We start from the raw sequence: 17,429 nt of genomic DNA on the forward strand, positions 1-17,429 counted from the left end.
ATGCCGCCAGGGTTTCTTTCATCCGGCGACTGGCCTCCGCCTGTCGACGTAATAACCGCCGCCTGCCAGCCAGACCATCAAAAATAAACAAATTATTCACATTACGATTACCGCTGAATAAACTGCACGACGGTATTATCATAAAGCCGACCAAACACATAGTCATTCTCTTCCCAGCTCTTGCAATGGAGCAAAAATCAATCAGACAACTATAAAAAATGGATCCCTATCACATTCATTTTTACAATATTGCGAGTGTTTCATAAATAAAAATGACATAAATCTCTTTTCAAAATTAGAAAATAAAATAGATGATATTCACATCAGGTTAATTTTCAAAACAGCGGTTTATTTTTCTCGCCCTTTTTATTTTTTGCTCTATAGTAATCACGATACATTCAGGAAGTACCCGCTTTTATTTCTTTCTCTCAACTGAATGAGAGTCAATACCTGTGGGATTTACAAGGAGATTGTATGTTTAAGTATGTAATACCTCTGTGTGCACTCACTCTGGCGGCACCGTCATTCGCCGCCCAAACCACACTGATGCTGTCCCAGAAAAGCGATGTTAATTATCTGGGCTGGTCTACCGACGAAAGTAAAGTGGCGCGTCAGGAAGTTTATCGCGGCACCACCAGCAATCCTGACCTGCGTGAACGTATCGCCGTACTGGACGCGGAAACCCGTACCTTTAAAGATGCCGACACCAATAGCGGCCTCAACTACTGGTACTGGGTGGACGTAGTAAGCGAAGACCAGGCTCAGATCGAATCAAATGCCGTCACCACCGCGCCGAACACCGGCCCGCTGCGCGCAGCGAAAGCCAGTTCCGAGTGTAAGCCGGGCGCCACATTCGAAAACCGCACGGTGGACTGCGGCGGCGTGACCATCGGCACCTCCTGCCCGAATGACAGCGATAAACAAAAACCGCTGATCATTCTGAAAAACGCCACGGTGAAAAACCTGCGTATTTCCGCCTCCGGCGGCGCGGACGGCATTCACTGCGACAGCGGCAACTGCACCATTGAAAACGTGATCTGGGAAGACATCTGCGAAGATGCCGCAACCAATAACGGCAAAACCATGACCATCGTCGGCGGGATCGCGCATAACGCCAAAAATGGTTACGGCGGCAAGCCGGACAAAGTGCTGCAGCACAATTCCAAAAACAGCACCACGGTGGTGAAAGGCAACTTCACCCTGACCGGTGAACACGGGAAATTGTGGCGCTCCTGCGGCGACTGCTCCAACAACGGCGGCCCGCGTTTCCTGACCGTTACCAGCGCTACCGTTAACGGCACCATTGACAGCATCGCCGGCGTTAACCGCAACTACGGTGACGTGGCAACCATCAGTGGTCTGAAAATCAAAGACTACAAAGAAGGCAAACCGCCAGTCTGCGAAGAGTTCAAAGGCGTGGTGAAAGGCCAGGGAACATCAGAGAAGTACGGTGAAAAATGGGACACCGCCAACTGTAAGGTTAGCCGTTCAGGCGTCAGCAAACTCTGACAGGGTCGTCTGACCGGTTGAAACACAACACGGGCTTCCTGGCGTATCAACCAGACAAGACCGGGCTACCCGCCCGGTCTTTTTTATTGTCAGTGACCGAGGTCACTCCGCTACACGGGCCGCCTGCGCCTCTACCCGGCGTATCGCCTGACGCACCTGCTGCTCCGTCACAGTAAACGGCATCGTTGCCATATCCGGCGCATCAACCGATGCGCGAACGATCGCCGTCAGTTCCTCCTCCGACAAATCCGGGCAGATCGCCGCCAGCGTCAACGGCACCGCACAGGCCTGAGCCAGCCGAATCGCCGCCAGCAATTCTTCATCGCTGCGCTGCTCCAGCGCCAGCAGGCACAGATTGCCGAAGCCGACCAGCAGGCCGTGGCCGAATTCGCGGGTCTTGTCGCAGACGGTAAACCCTTCGTACAACGCATGGGCCGCCGCCGCGTGCGCGCCGCTGGCCATCAGCGAGGTCAGCCCGGCGAACAGGAAGATAGCGTCCAGCACCTGATCGAGCGCGTCGTTGTGCTGCCCGGCCGTCACGGCGCGGCAGGCTTCCTCGCCGTACTGTTCGATCAACCGAAAGCAGATTTCACTGTTGGCGCGCGACGACGCGGCAAAACCGCTGTCGTTGCCGCCGTTATCGATAGCACGAAACTCATACCACTTCGCCAGCGTATCCCCCAGCCCGGCGGCCAGCCAGCGCAGCGGCGCCCGCGCCAGCAGCGCACTGTCGATCACTACCGCCGCCGGCGCTACCGGCAGGTGGTGCAAATCGTGGAAATGACCGTCGTCGTGATAACGAACCGACAGCGGCGTCACGGCGGCGCAGGTCGCGGCAATCGTCGGCAACGTCACCACCGGAATGCCGCACTGGAACGCCACCGCTTTACCGGTGTCCAGCGCCTTGCCGCCGCCTACCGCCAGCAACACATCGCTGTCGGTTTCGCGCACCCGCGCGCACAGCCGCTCAATCTGACTGACGCTGCACTGCTCGCCAGACCACTCCACCGCGGTCAGCGTCACCCCAGACTGCCGCAGTTGTTCGATAATCAGAGTCTGCGCCGCCGCCAGCGCCTGATGCCCTCCCGCGACCAACACCCGACTACCGAGACGGGCGCAAATCCCGCCCAACTGTTGACTGACTCCGGCGCCACGCAACACCGTGGCCGGAAAGAAAACCTGCTGCATTATGATAATTCCTGCCTGCTGTGGTTATAAAAAGTGTTATGAATAACAAATCATTACTACACTACAAAACCACACACCGGGCACCATATCATTGTCTTATCCACTTTTGCCTCGGGCCGGCAGGCGCAGTCCGCCATGAACGCACAGGCTGCCCCCTTGTCGGCTTATACCCAAGCGCATCAGCACTGGCACCGCCGGGTTCAGCGCCATCGCGCCCGATGACGGCTACTGCCCATTGACCGGGAGAAAGACCATGTTTTCGATCAGAGAAATACAGCCTGCGGATAGCGAACAGGTTATCGCCTTGCATTTCGCCGGCTTGCGGGAAAGCGGCTCGCTGTCTCCTGATACGTCGCTGGACGCCGATTTGTACGCCATTGCCGAGCACTACCCTCAACACCGCGCCCGTTTTCTTGTCGCCGTCACGACGGAAGCAGAACCGGAATATGTGATTGGCATGGGGGCGATCCGCCTGCTGTCCGACTCGGTTTGCGAGATTAAACGAATGCGGGTGGCCGCCGGATTTAGACAGGGCGGCATCGCTCAGGCGATTTTGGATCAGCTATTCGCGTTTGCGCAGAGCATCGACGGCGTCCGATCAATGATTCTGGACACCGCCGAAGCGCAGACCGCCGCCCAGCGTCTTTATGAAAAAAACGGTTTCGTTCTGGATTCCCGCAAAGATATCGGTGGGATAGCGAGCCTGATCTATAAAAAAACCCTGCGGTAGCGCGGCACGTCCGTAGTCGGTCATAGAAGGACGGTCTGCCGACCGCCCTTTTTTAGCGCCTGATTTTTACTTCACTCGTGCGACTTCACCATCGGCAAATTCAACTGATGCGCCGCCGAACAGGCTTTAGCAACGTCGTAACCCGCATCGGCATGGCGCATCACCCCGGTAGCAGGGTCGTTCCACAGCACCCGCGCCAGCCGGGCATCGGCCTGTTCGCTGCCGTCGCAGACGATCACCATCCCGGCGTGCTGGGAGAAGCCCATGCCGACGCCGCCGCCGTGATGCAGGCTGACCCAGGTGGCGCCGCCCGCCGTATTCAGCAGCGCGTTGAGCAGCGGCCAGTCGGACACCGCGTCCGAACCGTCCTGCATCGCTTCCGTTTCCCGGTTGGGCGAGGCCACCGAGCCGCAGTCCAGGTGGTCGCGGCCGATAACGATCGGCGCTTTCAGCTCACCGTTGCGCACCATCTCGTTGAACGCCAGCCCGGCCAGATGCCGTTCCCCCAGCCCCAGCCAGCAGATGCGCGACGGCAGTCCCTGAAAAGCGATACGCTCGCGCGCCATGTCCAGCCAGCGGTGCAGATGGTGATTATCCGGAAACAGCGCCTTCAACTTCGCGTCGGTCTTGTAGATGTCCTCTGGATCGCCGGACAGCGCCACCCAGCGGAACGGCCCCTTGCCTTCGCAAAACAGCGGGCGGATATAGGCCGGGACGAAACCGGGGAAATCAAAGGCGTCGCGCACGCCTTCATCAAACGCGCGCTGGCGGATATTGTTGCCGTAATCTACGGTGGGCACGCCCATGTGGCAAAAATCCAGCATCGCCTGCACATGCACCGCCATCGAGGCGCAGGCGGCTTTCATCACCCCCTCCGGGTCGCTGATGCGTTCCTGTTGCCAGCGTGCCACGCTCCAGCCCACCGGCAGATAACCGTTGAGCGGATCGTGGGCGGAAGTCTGATCGGTAACGATATCCGGTTTCATGCCGCCGGCTTTGGCGCGTTTCACCAGCTCCGGCAACACCTCGGCGGCGTTACCCAGCAGGCCGACGGAGATGGCTTTTTTCTGTGCACAGGCATCGGCGAGCATCGCCAGCGCGTCGTCGATGCTGTCGGTCTTGTAATCCAGATAGCGGGTGCGCAGCCGAAAATCGATGCGGGATTCCTGACACTCCACCGCCAGCACCGATGCTCCGGCCAGCACGCCGGCCAGCGGCTGGGCGCCGCCCATGCCGCCGAGACCGGCGGTGAGGATCCATTTGCCGCTCAGGTCGCCGTGATAATGCTGGCGGCCGGCTTCGGCGAAGGTTTCATAGGTACCCTGCACGATGCCCTGCGCGCCGATGTAAATCCACGATCCGGCGGTCATCTGGCCGTACATCATCAGCCCGGCCTTATCCAGTTCATGGAAGTATTCCCAGGTGGCCCAGTGCGGCACCAGATTCGAGTTGGCGATCAGTACCCGGGGGGCGTCGGCGTGGGTGCGAAACACCCCGACCGGCTTGCCGGACTGTACCAGCAGGGTTTCATCCGCTTTCAGCTGGCGCAGGCTAGTCAGAATGGCGTCAAAGCAGGCCCAGTTGCGCGCCGCCTTGCCGATGCCGCCGTACACCACCAGATCCTCCGGGCGCTCGGCCACATCCGGGTCGAGGTTGTTCTGGATCATGCGGTAGGCGGCTTCGATCAGCCAGTTTTCACAGTGCAGTTCAGTTCCGTGCGGCGCACGCACGACACGGGCAACAGAAGACGTAGTCGAAGAAGAGGTGGTCATGGCGGATTCCTTATCAAACGAGCGCCGGTTCGGCGGCATAACTGGGCAATAATGCGGTGATGACGGACGGCCAGCGCTCACGGCTGGCCCACTGGCGCATCAGGTCAATATCGGTCGCCATCAGGCGGTCGCGGTCCAGAAAAGCGACCTGTTCACGCACCTGCGTCAGTTCGCGCTCCAGCAACGGCGAGCTTTTCAGCGGACGATGGAAATCGATGCCCTGCGCGGCGGCCATCGCTTCAATTCCCACCACGGTGGCGGTGTTAAAGCACATGCTGCCGAGACGGCGGGCGGCGTAGGTCGCCATCGATACATGGTCTTCCTGATTGGCGGAGGTGGGCAGGCTGTCCACGCTGCCGGGATGGGCCAGCGACTTGTTCTCCGACGCCAGCGCGGCGGCGGTTACCTGGGCGATCATGAAGCCGGAGTTGACGCCGCCGTCGTTAACCAGAAACGGCGGCAGCCCGGACAGCGTGCTGTCGAGCAGCAGCGCCATACGCCGTTCGGAAATCGCGCCGATCTCCGCCACCGCCAGCGCGATGATGTCGGCGGCGAACGCCACCGGTTCGGCGTGGAAATTACCGCCGGAGATCACCTCGTCGGTTTCCGGAAACACCAGCGGATTATCCGACGCGGCGTTGGCTTCGATGCGCAACACGCGGGCGGCGTGCTGTAGATTGTCCAGACACGCGCCCATTACCTGCGGCACGCAGCGAATGGAGTACGGGTCCTGTACCCGGCCGCAGTTGACGTGCGACTGCAAAATTTCGCTGTCCGTCAGCAAGGCGCTGACCGCCGCCGCTACCGCAATCTGTCCCTGCTGGCCGCGCGCCTGATGGATGCGGGCGTCAAACGGCTTCACCGAGCCTTTGATCGCCTCCAGCGACAACGCGCCGGCCACCAGCCCGGCGGCAAACACTTTCTCGGCCTCGAACAGCCCGCGCAGCGCCAGCGCGGTGGATACCTGGGTGCCGTTGAGCAGCGCCAGCCCCTCTTTCGGCCCCAGCACCAGCGGTTCGACGCCGGCCCGCGCCAGCCCGTCGGCCGCCGGGATCAGCACGCCGTCGACCCGCGCCTGCCCTTCTCCCAGCAGCAGCAGCGACAGATGCGCCAGCGGCGCCAGATCGCCGCTGGCGCCTACCGAGCCTTTCTCCGGAATGCAGGGCATCACCCCGGCGTTGAACAGCGCCAGCAAGGTATCGATCACCTGCAACCGTACCCCGGAATGCCCGCGCGCCAGGCTGACGACTTTAGTCGCCATCACCAGACGCAGCACGTCATCCGGCAGCAGGTCGCCGATGCCCACGCTGTGCGACAGCACCAGATTGCGTTGCAGCTCCGCCAGCCGGTCCGCCGGAATGCGGGTCTGGGCCAGCTTGCCAAAACCGGTGTTGATGCCATAGACCACCCGGTCCTGACGGATAATGCCCTGCACCGTTTCCTGCGCCGCCGCGACCGCCGCGCGCGCCTGCGCTTCCAGCGTCAGGGTAACCTCTCCCTGATAAATGGCGCGCAGCGTGGCGAGGTCCACCGCGCCGGGCGTCAGGCAATAGCTTCGGGTTTGTGACATATATCTAATCCTGTATAGACAAGTAGAACTAAAAAAATCCGGCTGACGTATTTTCCATTATCCAGCCGGTACGCATGTCTCATCCTGCATTCCCCGGCAGACGGGCCGCTCAATGCGCAAGCGCCTGCAGGGTTTCACTGCGAATCTCTTCCGTCACCCGCGCTTTCAGCGCCATAAATTCCGGCGAGGTTTTAAGGGTATAGTCTCTCGGCCAGGGAAAATCCACCGCCACTTCGGTTTTAATACGCCCCGGCCGGGCGCTGAAAATCGCCACCTTGTTAGCCATAAAAATCGCCTCATCGATGTCGTGGGTGACAAATAACACCGTCTTGCGCGACGACTCCCACACCGACAACAGCAGTTCCTGCATCATGACGCGGGTCTGGTTATCCAGCGCGCCGAACGGCTCATCCATCAGCAGCACTTTCGGGTCGTTAGCCAGCGCACGGGCAATGGCGGTGCGCTGCTGCATACCGCCGGAAAGCTGGCGCGGATAGTGGTGTTCGAATCCGTGCAGCCCCACCTGATGCAGGTAATAATCGCTGCGTTCACGCTGCTGCGCCTTGCTGATGCCGCGCTCCTGCAAACCGAAACAGATGTTCTCGCGTACCGTCAGCCACGGAAACAGGGTGTAGCTCTGGAACACCATGCCGCGATCGGCGCCGGGGCCGTCCACCAGCGCGCCGTCCAGCCACACCTCGCCGCGGGTCGGCGCGTCCAGCCCGGCGATGATGCGCAGCAAGGTCGACTTGCCGCAGCCGGACGGCCCCAAAATGGTGACGAAGTCGTTTTCATGCACCTGATAGTCGATGGGCTGCAACGCTGGGATCGCCTCCCCGTGCGGACCGGTGAACACCCGCTCCACCTGACGAATGGTCAGTTTGCTGTATTTCATCGTATGCTCCAGGCGAATAAACGGCGGTTGGCGGCCTTGAACAGGAAGTCGGACAGCAGCCCAATCACCCCGATGACGATAATGCCGAAGATGATTTGCCCGGTGTTGAGCAGCGCCTGACTGTCGACAATCATGTGGCCGATGCCGCTCGACGCGCCGATCAGCTCGGCGACGATCACGTAGGTCCAGGCCCAACCCAGCACCAGCCGCAACAGTTCGGCGATATCCGGCGCGGCGCCGGGGATCAGCACCCGGGTGACCACGCTGCGGCTGGAACAGCCGAGCGTATAGGCGGCTTCGACCAGATCGCGGCGGGCGCTGCCGACGCTGACCGCCACCATCAGTACAATCTGGAAGAAAGAACCGATAAAAATCACCAGGATCTTCTGCATCTCGCCAATGCCGGCCCACAAGATCAACAGCGGCACGAACGCCGACGCGGGCAGATAGCGGCAGAACGACACAAAAGGTTCGAAGAACGCTTCCACCAGTTTGTACGCCCCCATCAGGATGCCGAGCGGCACCCCAATCAGCGCCGCCAGCAGAAAACCGGCCACCACGCGCATCACCGTCATGCCGATGTCCTGCTGAAAGCCGTAATCGGTAAACAGCAGCACACCTTCATGCAACATGGTCAGCGGGTCAGCCAGAAAAGTGACGGACACCGCGCCGCTGAACGTCACCAGCGACCACAGACCGATAAACAGCACGAAGAAACCGATGCCGAGCGTCCAGCGCAGGCGCGTCGATACCGGGCGCAGCGGCACCATCAGTGGGTTGTGCACGCGTGTCGGCGCCTCCGGCAGCGCCGCCGGGGCTAACTTCGCCGCTCGGGTGAGACTGCTCATGTCCGCCTCCTTCATCGGTTATTTCACGTAGCTGGCGTCATACAGCGCGGAAATATCCGGCTTCTGGCGGATAACTTTGGCCTCCAGCAGCAATTTGGCCGCCTCCTGGCTGAAGGTGGCGATCTCGCCGCTGAAGAAGGCGCGGTTTTGTTCACGGTCCTGCCAACGCAGGTACTGAGCCGACTGAGCGAACTCCTTACCACTGGATTTCACCGCCGCGCCCATGATGTCGTAGGCGTTGTCCGGCTGGGTTTTGATCATCTCCAGCGCGTCAAAATAGCTCTCCACCAGCGCTTTCCCTACCTGCGGGTGCTGTTTCAGGAATGCGGGCGTGCAGCCGAGGGTGTCCATCACCATCGGGTAATCGAGGGTGGTAACCAGAATTTTCCCTTTGTCCGGCTGCTGGCGCACGGAGGACAGATAAGGCTCGTAACTCATGGCGGCGTCATTCTGCCCGGCGACGAACGCCTGCGCCGCGGCCTGCGGCGACAACGTCGCCACTTTTACGTCTTTCAGGCTCATGCCGTTTTTATCCAGAATCCACGCCAGCGCGAAATACGGCGAAGTGCCGGGCGCATCCACGCCGATGGTTTTGCCCTTCAGGTCGCGCACGCTGGCGATGCCGTTACGCACCGCCAGCCCGTCAGCGCCATACGATTTGTCGAGCTGGACGATCTGTTTGAGCATCACGCCGCTGGCCGCCCAGGAAACGTAGGTTTCTACCGTGGTGGCGGCGCACTGAATCGCACCGGACGCCACCGCCAGATGGCGGTCCTTCTGCGGGATCATTTTCAGATCGACTTTCAGTCCATGCTTTTGGAAAATGCCGGCCTTGTCCGCCAGCGTCAGCGGCGCGAAGCCGGTCCAGCCGGAAATGCCGATAGCCACCGGCGTTTCCTCTGCCTGCGCGGAAACGGCGGCGACCAGACAAACTGCCATCAACGAGATTTTCCAACCGGTACGACCTGATGCTGTACTCATGTTTCTGCTCCTGTCAGGAAAAGAAAAAGCGATGGACCGCAAGTGTTATAGTCTTGTCTATACAAGCAAGGGTCATGCCAGCACAGCGAAACTGGCGAACGGACGGGAAAAACAGCGGAAGCATGCGTCAGGAATGGGCATCAACCCCGGAGGAAGCACAGCAGAATGCCCTATAACGGTGCGCCCTGCCCTGTTTTCAGTCATGCAAATGGCATTGCGCTGTTTGAGGCTGTTGACAAACCAATTTAAGTATCAGGCGAATGGGTTTTCCGGCGTTAAAACTGTGCTGAGGCGGACGACTTCGCCGGGTGAGCCGCATGGACGCGGCGAAAGCCCGTGCCGCTCCGGACAGCGAAGGCGAACGCCGAAGGAACCGCGCAGCGGCACAGTTTAGCCACCAGCCAGAGGTCAAGGAGAGGCGGCGCTGAGCCTCTCCTTGTCGTGCGAGTGATGAAATAACAGAGAAACAATGTGGCTTATCCCGCACGAAACCATTCACTGGTCAAACAGGCATCATCATTCACAAAACACCCCGGCTGTTTGTCAACAGCTGTAAACGGCATGACGCCATCAGGCGGCGCGCAAGCCGATAAAACCATAATACTGCGACGGCCCCGTGATGGCCTGGGCGCCGGCCTGCTGTAACGACGCCAGCACATCTTCGTCGGAAACATGGAACTGCCATGCCCGGCTGACCGCCGCTTCGGCATGCTCTTCGGCGGTGAATTGCCCGGCCAGCTCCAGCGCCGATGTAAAGGCGCTCATATCCGGCAGGTAAGCCGTAAAGCCATCGCCTTTCAGCGCGCTGGTGGCGATCCCCAGCCAGTTGCAAATCGACGCCTTAATATGAACATCTTCGCGATCCGCCTGACGGGAGCGTTCGATCAGCGCCTGCGTTTCGCTGTCCACCAACCGGTCCGAGACAATCAGCGCTTCTCCCTGCAACCAGGCTTCCGGCGGGCAGTCTTTACTGGCCTGCCGCAACGGAATATGCGGGTTGATCTCCATCGGGTAAATACGGCACACCAGCGGGCGCCGATCATAAATCCGGCAGCGCAGATCTTCATCCAGATGCCGGCAGGAATCAGGGTTGTAGGCCGCAAACGTGATCGCGATAAACGCCCGGGTTTCGCCGCTGATCACGTCACAGGAGCGCGACTGGGCATGCTGGCGCTGTTCCGGCAGGATACCGATGCCATTTTGCAGAAACCCTTCGGCAAGAATAATGACTTGCCCACCGTCCAACGCCCATTCACGGGCTTCAGCCAGTGTCAGGGGTACATGATGCCCCATGCAGCATTTGCCGCATCCTACACAGGAAAACGATGTATCCATTGATGATTGACCCTTATTTAAAACCTATGCGCACAGAACAGGAAAAGAGCTGACGGAGGCCGTTTCAGTGAGCGATTGAAACCGATGAAAACGTCCTCTTCTGATGGCGACTGAAGCCACTATTCAGACTCAGAATTTCGTAAAGATAACGTCAATATAACGTTAAGGATCGATATTTTGATAAATTTACAAAATGTGGGGAGATACCGCGCAGCCCAGGTCATTACTGGCCTGAGCCGTATTCGCTGGCTCGTGAGAGGATCAGGCAATCGAATGATCGACTGCCTGTAAAATGAAAGGATGGGTAAAGCCGCGCCTACCCTAAGCGAAGATGAAAAACACCGCGCGCAAGCATGCAATTACCCTTTATTTCTGTCCTGCCCATCACTGATAAAATAGGCAAACTCGGCGGCGTGAATCCGATCTTCGGTCGCGGTCGCAATTCCTGTCTTCTCCGCTGCCTGATTGTTCAGAAAAAGATGGGCGTCTTCGCTGTATAACGCCTTGTTCATCGCCTCATCGCTCAGGGTCCTACACTGGCGGTAAACATTTTTCAGCATGTCGACGTAATAATACGCGAGCTTTTGATCGCCAGATAGGCGGCGTGCCCGCTATCCAGATCGCCGCCCGCGCTGTTGATATATCAATAGAGATCATGAGCGTTTTTGAAGCGCATATTGGCTTCGTCCAGCGCCATCGTCAGCTCGTTAATCTTTTCTTGATTGATATTTCCGTTGAAATGCATTTTTACCGCGGTGACGGCATCCGGCGCGACGCCCGGCGTGGTTACCGTTTTCAGATTTGCCATCGCGGTCGCAGGTAACACAGCCAGCAGCAGGCAGAGGCGTTTATTCATGATCTTCTTCCTCGGTGGTTATCCAGGTTATCGCACGCAATACCGTGCCAGACAGCATGTAACTTACTGTGTTACAGGCCGTCTTTCCGTGGAAACGCCAAAACGTAACCGGATGTGATGACATTTTCCGTCAGCGGTTTTGTTGCCGAAGAGAACAGGTTGTCTATACAGGATTGGTCGTTGTTCGCTACACTGCGATCATCTGTTGCCTTTGAGGATGACGCCTTGACCGACCTGCAAACCGCTTCCCAACTTGCCGCCGCCATGAGTGATACCCCCGCGCCGATCTACCAGCGGGTAAAACAGGCGATTATCAGCCAGATTCGCAGCGGCGTCTGGCAGTCGCATCAGCGGGTGCCGTCGGAAAGCGAGCTGGTAAATGAACTGGGCGTCAGCCGTATGACCATCAACCGGGCGTTGCGGGAACTGACCAGCGAAGGATTTCTGGTGCGGATGCAGGGCGTGGGCACGTTTGTGGCGGAACAGAAGGCGCACACCGCGATGCTGGAAGTGCATAACATCGCCGATGAAATCGCCGCCCGCGGTCATCGTCACAGCAGCCGGGTGCTGGTGCTGGAAACCCTTAACGCCGATGGCGATCAGGCCGCGCAACTGGATATCGCCCCCGGCCAGCCGCTGTTTTACTCGCAAATCGTGCATTACGAAAACGACGTACCGGTACAGCTGGAAATCCGTTACGTCAACCCGCAGGTAGCGCCGGACTATCTACAGCAGGATTTCACCCGCGATACGCCGCACAGCTACCTGAGCCGCGTTGCGCCATTGACCGCCGGCGAGCACCGGGTGGAAGCGGTCGCCGCCGAACCGCATCAGCGCGACCTGCTGGCGCTGGGCGAGCAGGAGCCCTGTCTACTGATCCGCCGCCGCACCTGGCACGGCTCGCGGGTCGTCACCGCCGCGCGTCTGTTTTATCCCGGTTCCCGCTATCAGCTATTCGGCCGTTTTGGCGGCTAGTCGCTACTCCCTGATAATTCTGACCGCTGCAACCCGCCGGTTAAAAAAACAAAAACCTGATTTTTACCATGCCGTTACCAGCATGGTAAAAATCAGGTTCTGCAAGCAATACCACGAGCGATAAATATTATGAGCAGCAAATGGCATGATCGATAAATGGCATGATCGGCAAATAGCATGATCAATAGCCAGGAAAGCGGGCGGAATCGGCAATGTTGCATCACAAGGGGAGACAAGTTCCACATCAGTGCCAAAACCACCCGCTTTTATTCAGTAGCTATTGGTTATCGTTAACTATTTTACACCGCCGAAATGCAATGCCATGACAACGCCGTTAACGAATATAGCGGTCAATCAAATTGAAGTTCAGATAGCGGTAAGTGTCGTCCGCGGTCTTGTCCACCTGCACCATATACTGCTGGTATTCGTCCGGCGTCGGCAGACGTCCCAGCAGCGACGCCACCGCCGCCAGTTCGGCTGACGCCAGATACACATTGGCGCCCGCTCCCAGACGGTTCGGGAAGTTACGGGTCGACGTCGACACCACCGTCGCGCCATCCGCCACCCGCGCCTGGTTGCCCATGCACAGCGAACAGCCGGGGATTTCGACCCGCGCGCCGCTCTTGCCGAATACGCTGTAGTAGCCTTCTTCGGTCAGTTGCGCCGCGTCCATGCGGGTCGGCGGCGCCACCCACAGCCGCGTCGGCAGCTGCCCTTTGTGCTGATCCAGCAGTTTGCCGGCGGCACGGAAGTGACCGATGTTGGTCATGCACGAGCCGATGAACACTTCATCAATCTTGTCGCCCTGCACATCGGACAGCAGGCGCGCGTCGTCCGGATCGTTCGGCGCGCACAGGATCGGCTCTTTGATATCCGCCAGATCGATGTCGATCACCGCGGCATATTCCGCATCGGCGTCGGCTTCCAGCAGCTGCGGGTCCGCCAGCCATTTTTCCATGCCCTGCACCCGACGCTCCAGCGTACGGCGATCGCCGTAGCCTTCGGCAATCATCCACTTGAGCAGAATGATGTTGGAGTTCAGGTACTCGACGATCGGCGCCTGGTTGAGCTTGATGGTACAGCCCGCCGCCGAGCGCTCCGCCGAGGCGTCGGTCAGTTCGAACGCCTGCTCCACCTTCAGGTCCGGCAAGCCTTCGATTTCCAGAATGCGGCCGGAGAAGATGTTTTTCTTGCCCTTCTTCTCCACGGTCAGCAGGCCCTGCTTGATCGCGTAGTACGGGATCGCGTGCACCAGATCGCGCAGCGTGATGCCCGGCTGCATCTGGCCTTTGAAACGCACCAGCACCGATTCCGGCATGTCCAGCGGCATCACGCCGGTGGCGGCGGCAAACGCCACCAGACCGGAGCCGGCCGGGAAGGAAATCCCGATCGGGAAACGGGTGTGGGAGTCGCCGCCGGTGCCCACCGTATCCGGCAGCAGCATGCGGTTCAGCCAGGAGTGGATCACGCCGTCGCCCGGACGCAGCGACACGCCGCCGCGGTTCATGATGAAATCCGGCAGGGTGTGGTGGGTGTTGACGTCCACCGGCTTCGGATAGGCGGCGGTATGGCAGAAGGACTGCATCACCAGATCGGCGGAGAAGCCCAGACAGGCCAGGTCTTTCAGCTCGTCGCGGGTCATCGGGCCGGTGGTGTCCTGCGAGCCGACCGAGGTCATCCGCGGTTCGCAATAAGCGCCGGGGCGAATGCCGGCGACGCCGCAGGCGCGGCCGACCATCTTCTGCGCCAGCGAGAAGCCGCGGCTGCTCGGCGCCACGTCTTTGGCGTGACGGAACACGTCGCTGTGCGGCAGGCCCAGCGACTCGCGCGCTTTGGACGTCAGGCCGCGGCCGATAATCAGCGGAATACGGCCGCCCGCGCGCACTTCATCCAGCAGCACGTCGGTTTTCAGTTCGAAGCTGGCCAGCAATGCGTTGCTGTCGTGGTGACGCACTTCACCCTGGTACGGGTAGATATCAATCACGTCGCCCATGTTCAGTCCGGCGACATCCACCTCGATCGGCAGCGCGCCGGCGTCTTCCATGGTGTTGAAGAAAATCGGCGCGATCTTGCCGCCCAGCACCACGCCGCCGCCGCGTTTGTTCGGCACGTTCGGGATATCGTCGCCCATGAACCACAGCACCGAGTTGGTGGCGGATTTACGGGACGAGCCGGTGCCGACCACGTCGCCGACGTAGGCCAGCGGGAACCCTTTCTGGTTCAGCGCCTCGATTTGTTTGATCGGACCGACCACGCCGGGCTGATCCGGCTCGATGCCTTCACGGGCGTTTTTCAGCATCGCCAGCGCGTGCAGCGGAATGTCCGGACGCGACCAGGCGTCCTGCGCCGGGGACAGGTCATCGGTGTTGGTTTCGCCGGTCACCTTGAACACGGTGACGGTAATCTTGTCCGCCAGTTTCGGGCGGGACAGGAACCACTCGGCGTCGGCCCAGGATGTGACCACCTGCTGCGCGTGGGTATTGCCGGCTTTGGCTTTTTCTTCCACATCGTAGAAATTGTCGAACATCAGCAGGGTGTGAGATAGCGCGTTGGCGGCGACCGGGGCCAGGGCGGGATTATCCAGCGCTTCAATCAGCGGCTGAATGTTGTAGCCGCCTTGCATGGTGCCCAGCAGCTCGGTGGCTTTTTCCGGGGTAATGAGCGGAGAAACGGTCTCGCCTTTGGTGATGGCAGCCAGGAAACCGGCTTTGACGTAGGCCGCTTCATCAACACCCGGCGGCACACGATTGACTAACAGATCGACTAAAAACTCTTCTTCTCCGGCGGGGGGAGTTTTCAACAATTCCACCAGTGCCGCCATTTGCGAAGCCTCTAGCGGTTTGGGTACGGTACCCTGCCGGGTACGTTCGGCGACATGCTCACGATATTCTTTCAACACAGCACGTTCCTCATAAGCTCAGATAATTCATTCGTAATCGAGTTAATCAGCACTATTCCTGCTGGCGGTTACTCACGTTTTTAAAATAGAAAATACTCAGGCCGTTCACAATAAATCAAAGAATTGCATTGACTGGCGATTCAGCATTGCTGAAATAAATTAAATAATCATTTCACTTAACATTTTCAATTATGTCATTTAACATGAAATAGATAAAAGCCGCTAAATTCGAATGCCGAATGACGGTAAATAAAGAAAAATAACAAATCAATGGAATAATAATTAAAAGCATAAAATTCATTTAATTCTTTTTATTTATCCATCAATGTGATCGCCGATCAACTTTCACTGACAGGATCGCAGTTACTTTACCCCGGTCAAAAGATTATGAATAAAGGGGAATCCTGTGTTTCAATTTCTTATCGAGCTACTAAAAGACGCCGCCATATTGGTGAGTCTTTTTACCATGCTGGGAAATATCATTCAAAAGAAGAATATTAACGATATTATTACTTCTACAATCAAAACCTATCTGGGCTTTGTCATTCTTTTTGCCAGTGCAAACTTGCTTATTTCTCCGGCACTGAATAATTTCTCAAAAATATTCCTCACCGCCTTTCACGTTCAGGGCATTGTGCCTAACAACGAAGTCGTTATCGTTGTCGCCATGGAAAAACTGGGCCAGCTCTATTCTTCGGCCATCGCCGCCGGCCTTATCGGCGCCATGTTTTTCAATATTGTGCTGGCTAAAATCACTCCGCTGAAATATATCGTCCTGTCCGGGCATCATGTTTTCTTCATGGTGAGCTGCCTGACGATCATTGCCATGCTGCACGGCATCTCCGTTTCTAATTCCGCTATCCTGGCGACACTGATTACCGGAGTATGGTGTGTTATTTCTCCGGCGCTGCTGGTGCGCTATTGCCGACAAATTGACAACTGCGACGCATTGAGACAATCCGGCGATTTCTCTATCGGCCAGTTCGGTTCCACCAGCTATATGCTGGCCGGCTGGTTAGGGGAAAAACTGGGTAATAAAGAAAATGATGCGGAAAAACTGGCCATTCCGACCAGCATTGGTTTTTTAAAAGACAAACAGGTTTCGACTTTCTTTGTGATGCTGTTGTTCTTTGTTGTCTCCGCGCTGGTCGCCGGCGCCGATCATGTGCAGGCGATCGCGGACGCAGGCAATAAAGATCACAGCCATACCAATATATTTCTGTTCCTGCTGAAACAAGCCGGGCTGTTTGCAGCGGGTGTCTACATGCTGACCCGCGGCGTACATATGTTTATTGAAGAGCTGATTCCGGCGTTTAAAGGCATCAGCGATAAAGTCATCAAGAAATCGATTCCGGCGATTGAAATCTATTCGCTGTTTCCTTATTCCAACAACGCCGTTTTCATCGGTTTTATCTGTTGTACCGTCAGCGGCTTCCTGACCATGATTCTGTTGCCGGTATTTGGTTATCCGGCGATGGTTCCCAGCCTGCTGTTCACGTTTGCCAGCGGCGGCGGCGCGGGCATCATCGGTAACGCCACCGGCGGTATCCGCGGCGCGATAATCGGCGCCGTGGCCTGCGGCATCATCTCCATTGCCGGCTCCGCATTCATTTTCCAGCCGATCCACGACGCCGGCGTCGATGCCCCGACCACCTACTCGACGACCGATTTTACGTTGCTGGGTCTTTCGCTGCACAGCGCGTTATCGTTGTTGAATCACTAAAAACATTGACGTGGCCTGGCGCAATCAGGCCACCTATCTGTTTCAATAGCATCGCGCAGCACCCGCAGCGCGTAACACCGTTTTCCTGCGGCTCGCGAGCAATCGGCAACCTTTCCATCTGGCGATGGTATCTTTGCCCCCGACAGCC

Annotated in this window: 14 protein-coding genes; 4 read left to right on the plus strand and 10 right to left on the minus strand. The window is 58.1% G+C overall.

Features of this window, described 5'->3' with window-relative positions; translation table 11 throughout:
* Nucleotides 1-474 precede the first annotated feature (474 nt).
* Nucleotides 475-1,509, plus strand: a complete 1,035-nt coding sequence (gene pelI / locus CVE23_RS15375; RefSeq protein ID WP_038667135.1) for a pectate lyase PelI — start codon at nucleotides 475-477, stop codon at nucleotides 1,507-1,509.
* 102 nt (nucleotides 1,510-1,611) lie between these two features.
* Here pelI and CVE23_RS15380 read toward each other — a convergent pair whose 3' ends face one another.
* Nucleotides 1,612-2,700, minus strand: coding sequence for an iron-containing alcohol dehydrogenase family protein (locus CVE23_RS15380; protein WP_100849855.1), 1,089 nt, complete (start codon nucleotides 2,698-2,700; stop codon nucleotides 1,612-1,614).
* Between the two features lie 250 nt (nucleotides 2,701-2,950).
* Here CVE23_RS15380 and CVE23_RS15385 point away from each other — a divergent pair, with 250 nt between their 5' ends.
* Nucleotides 2,951-3,427, plus strand: coding sequence for a GNAT family N-acetyltransferase (locus tag CVE23_RS15385; RefSeq protein ID WP_100849856.1), 477 nt, complete (start codon nucleotides 2,951-2,953; stop codon nucleotides 3,425-3,427).
* Nucleotides 3,428-3,498: 71 nt separating this feature from the next.
* Here the strand turns inward: CVE23_RS15385 and hutU are convergent, their stop codons facing one another.
* From hutU to CVE23_RS23100, 8 genes are all read right to left on the minus strand, one after another.
* Nucleotides 3,499-5,199, minus strand: coding sequence for a urocanate hydratase (gene hutU / locus CVE23_RS15390; protein WP_100849857.1), 1,701 nt, complete (start codon nucleotides 5,197-5,199; stop codon nucleotides 3,499-3,501).
* Nucleotides 5,200-5,212: 13 nt separating this feature from the next.
* Nucleotides 5,213-6,769: a histidine ammonia-lyase gene (gene hutH / locus CVE23_RS15395; RefSeq protein WP_100849858.1), complete on the minus strand. Its 1,557-nt coding sequence runs from the start codon at nucleotides 6,767-6,769 to the stop codon at nucleotides 5,213-5,215.
* Between the two features lie 109 nt (nucleotides 6,770-6,878).
* Nucleotides 6,879-7,664, minus strand: coding sequence for an ABC transporter ATP-binding protein (locus CVE23_RS15400; protein ID WP_039691022.1), 786 nt, complete (start codon nucleotides 7,662-7,664; stop codon nucleotides 6,879-6,881).
* Nucleotides 7,661-8,434 carry an ABC transporter permease gene (locus tag CVE23_RS15405; RefSeq protein WP_369831437.1) on the minus strand — a complete coding sequence of 258 codons (774 nt, stop codon included), beginning with the start codon at nucleotides 8,432-8,434 and terminating at the stop codon, nucleotides 7,661-7,663. Before CVE23_RS15405 ends, CVE23_RS15400 begins: the two co-directional genes overlap by 4 nt.
* Nucleotides 8,435-8,530: 96 nt before the next feature.
* A complete protein-coding gene (locus CVE23_RS15410; RefSeq protein WP_049842569.1) occupies nucleotides 8,531-9,493 on the minus strand; it encodes an ABC transporter substrate-binding protein in 963 nt (320 codons plus the stop codon).
* Between the two features lie 570 nt (nucleotides 9,494-10,063).
* On the minus strand, nucleotides 10,064-10,828 hold the full coding sequence (locus tag CVE23_RS15420; RefSeq protein ID WP_038919756.1) for a YkgJ family cysteine cluster protein: 765 nt from the start codon (nucleotides 10,826-10,828) through the stop codon (nucleotides 10,064-10,066).
* A gap of 359 nt (nucleotides 10,829-11,187) precedes the next feature.
* On the minus strand, nucleotides 11,188-11,388 hold the full coding sequence (locus tag CVE23_RS23095; RefSeq protein ID WP_225622597.1) for a hypothetical protein: 201 nt from the start codon (nucleotides 11,386-11,388) through the stop codon (nucleotides 11,188-11,190).
* 83 nt (nucleotides 11,389-11,471) lie between these two features.
* A complete protein-coding gene (locus CVE23_RS23100; RefSeq protein WP_049842567.1) occupies nucleotides 11,472-11,684 on the minus strand; it encodes a hypothetical protein in 213 nt (70 codons plus the stop codon).
* 225 nt (nucleotides 11,685-11,909) lie between these two features.
* Between CVE23_RS23100 and hutC the strand changes: the two genes are divergently transcribed.
* Nucleotides 11,910-12,659, plus strand: coding sequence for a histidine utilization repressor (gene hutC, locus CVE23_RS15430; protein ID WP_038919757.1), 750 nt, complete (start codon nucleotides 11,910-11,912; stop codon nucleotides 12,657-12,659).
* A 334-nt stretch (nucleotides 12,660-12,993) separates the two neighbouring features.
* Here the strand turns inward: hutC and acnB are convergent, their stop codons facing one another.
* Nucleotides 12,994-15,558, minus strand: coding sequence for a bifunctional aconitate hydratase 2/2-methylisocitrate dehydratase (gene acnB, locus CVE23_RS15435; protein ID WP_100849859.1), 2,565 nt, complete (start codon nucleotides 15,556-15,558; stop codon nucleotides 12,994-12,996).
* 406 nt (nucleotides 15,559-15,964) lie between these two features.
* Between acnB and CVE23_RS15440 the strand changes: the two genes are divergently transcribed.
* Nucleotides 15,965-17,281, plus strand: coding sequence for a PTS transporter subunit IIC (locus CVE23_RS15440; RefSeq protein WP_049854920.1), 1,317 nt, complete (start codon nucleotides 15,965-15,967; stop codon nucleotides 17,279-17,281).
* Nucleotides 17,282-17,429 lie beyond the last annotated feature (148 nt).

The sequence above is a fragment of the Dickeya fangzhongdai genome (genome assembly GCF_002812485.1).
Taxonomy (GTDB): Bacteria; Pseudomonadota; Gammaproteobacteria; order Enterobacterales; family Enterobacteriaceae; genus Dickeya; species Dickeya fangzhongdai.

Bases quoted from the DNA above. Each gene is read 5' to 3' on its own strand.
- pelI (WP_038667135.1), top strand. From the start codon at position 475: ATGTTTAAGTATGTAATACCTCTGTGTGCACTCACTCTGGCGGCACCG.
- CVE23_RS15385 (WP_100849856.1), top strand. From the start codon at position 2,951: ATGTTTTCGATCAGAGAAATACAGCCTGCGGATAGCGAACAGGTTATC.
- hutU (WP_100849857.1), bottom strand. From the start codon at position 5,199: ATGACCACCTCTTCTTCGACTACGTCTTCTGTTGCCCGTGTCGTGCGT.
- hutH (WP_100849858.1), bottom strand. From the start codon at position 6,769: ATGTCACAAACCCGAAGCTATTGCCTGACGCCCGGCGCGGTGGACCTC.
- CVE23_RS15400 (WP_039691022.1), bottom strand. From the start codon at position 7,664: ATGAAATACAGCAAACTGACCATTCGTCAGGTGGAGCGGGTGTTCACC.
- CVE23_RS15405 (WP_369831437.1), bottom strand. From the start codon at position 8,434: ATGGTGCCGCTGCGCCCGGTATCGACGCGCCTGCGCTGGACGCTCGGC.
- CVE23_RS15410 (WP_049842569.1), bottom strand. From the start codon at position 9,493: ATGAGTACAGCATCAGGTCGTACCGGTTGGAAAATCTCGTTGATGGCA.
- CVE23_RS15420 (WP_038919756.1), bottom strand. From the start codon at position 10,828: ATGGATACATCGTTTTCCTGTGTAGGATGCGGCAAATGCTGCATGGGG.
- CVE23_RS23095 (WP_225622597.1), bottom strand. From the start codon at position 11,388: ATGCTGAAAAATGTTTACCGCCAGTGTAGGACCCTGAGCGATGAGGCG.
- CVE23_RS23100 (WP_049842567.1), bottom strand. From the start codon at position 11,684: ATGAATAAACGCCTCTGCCTGCTGCTGGCTGTGTTACCTGCGACCGCG.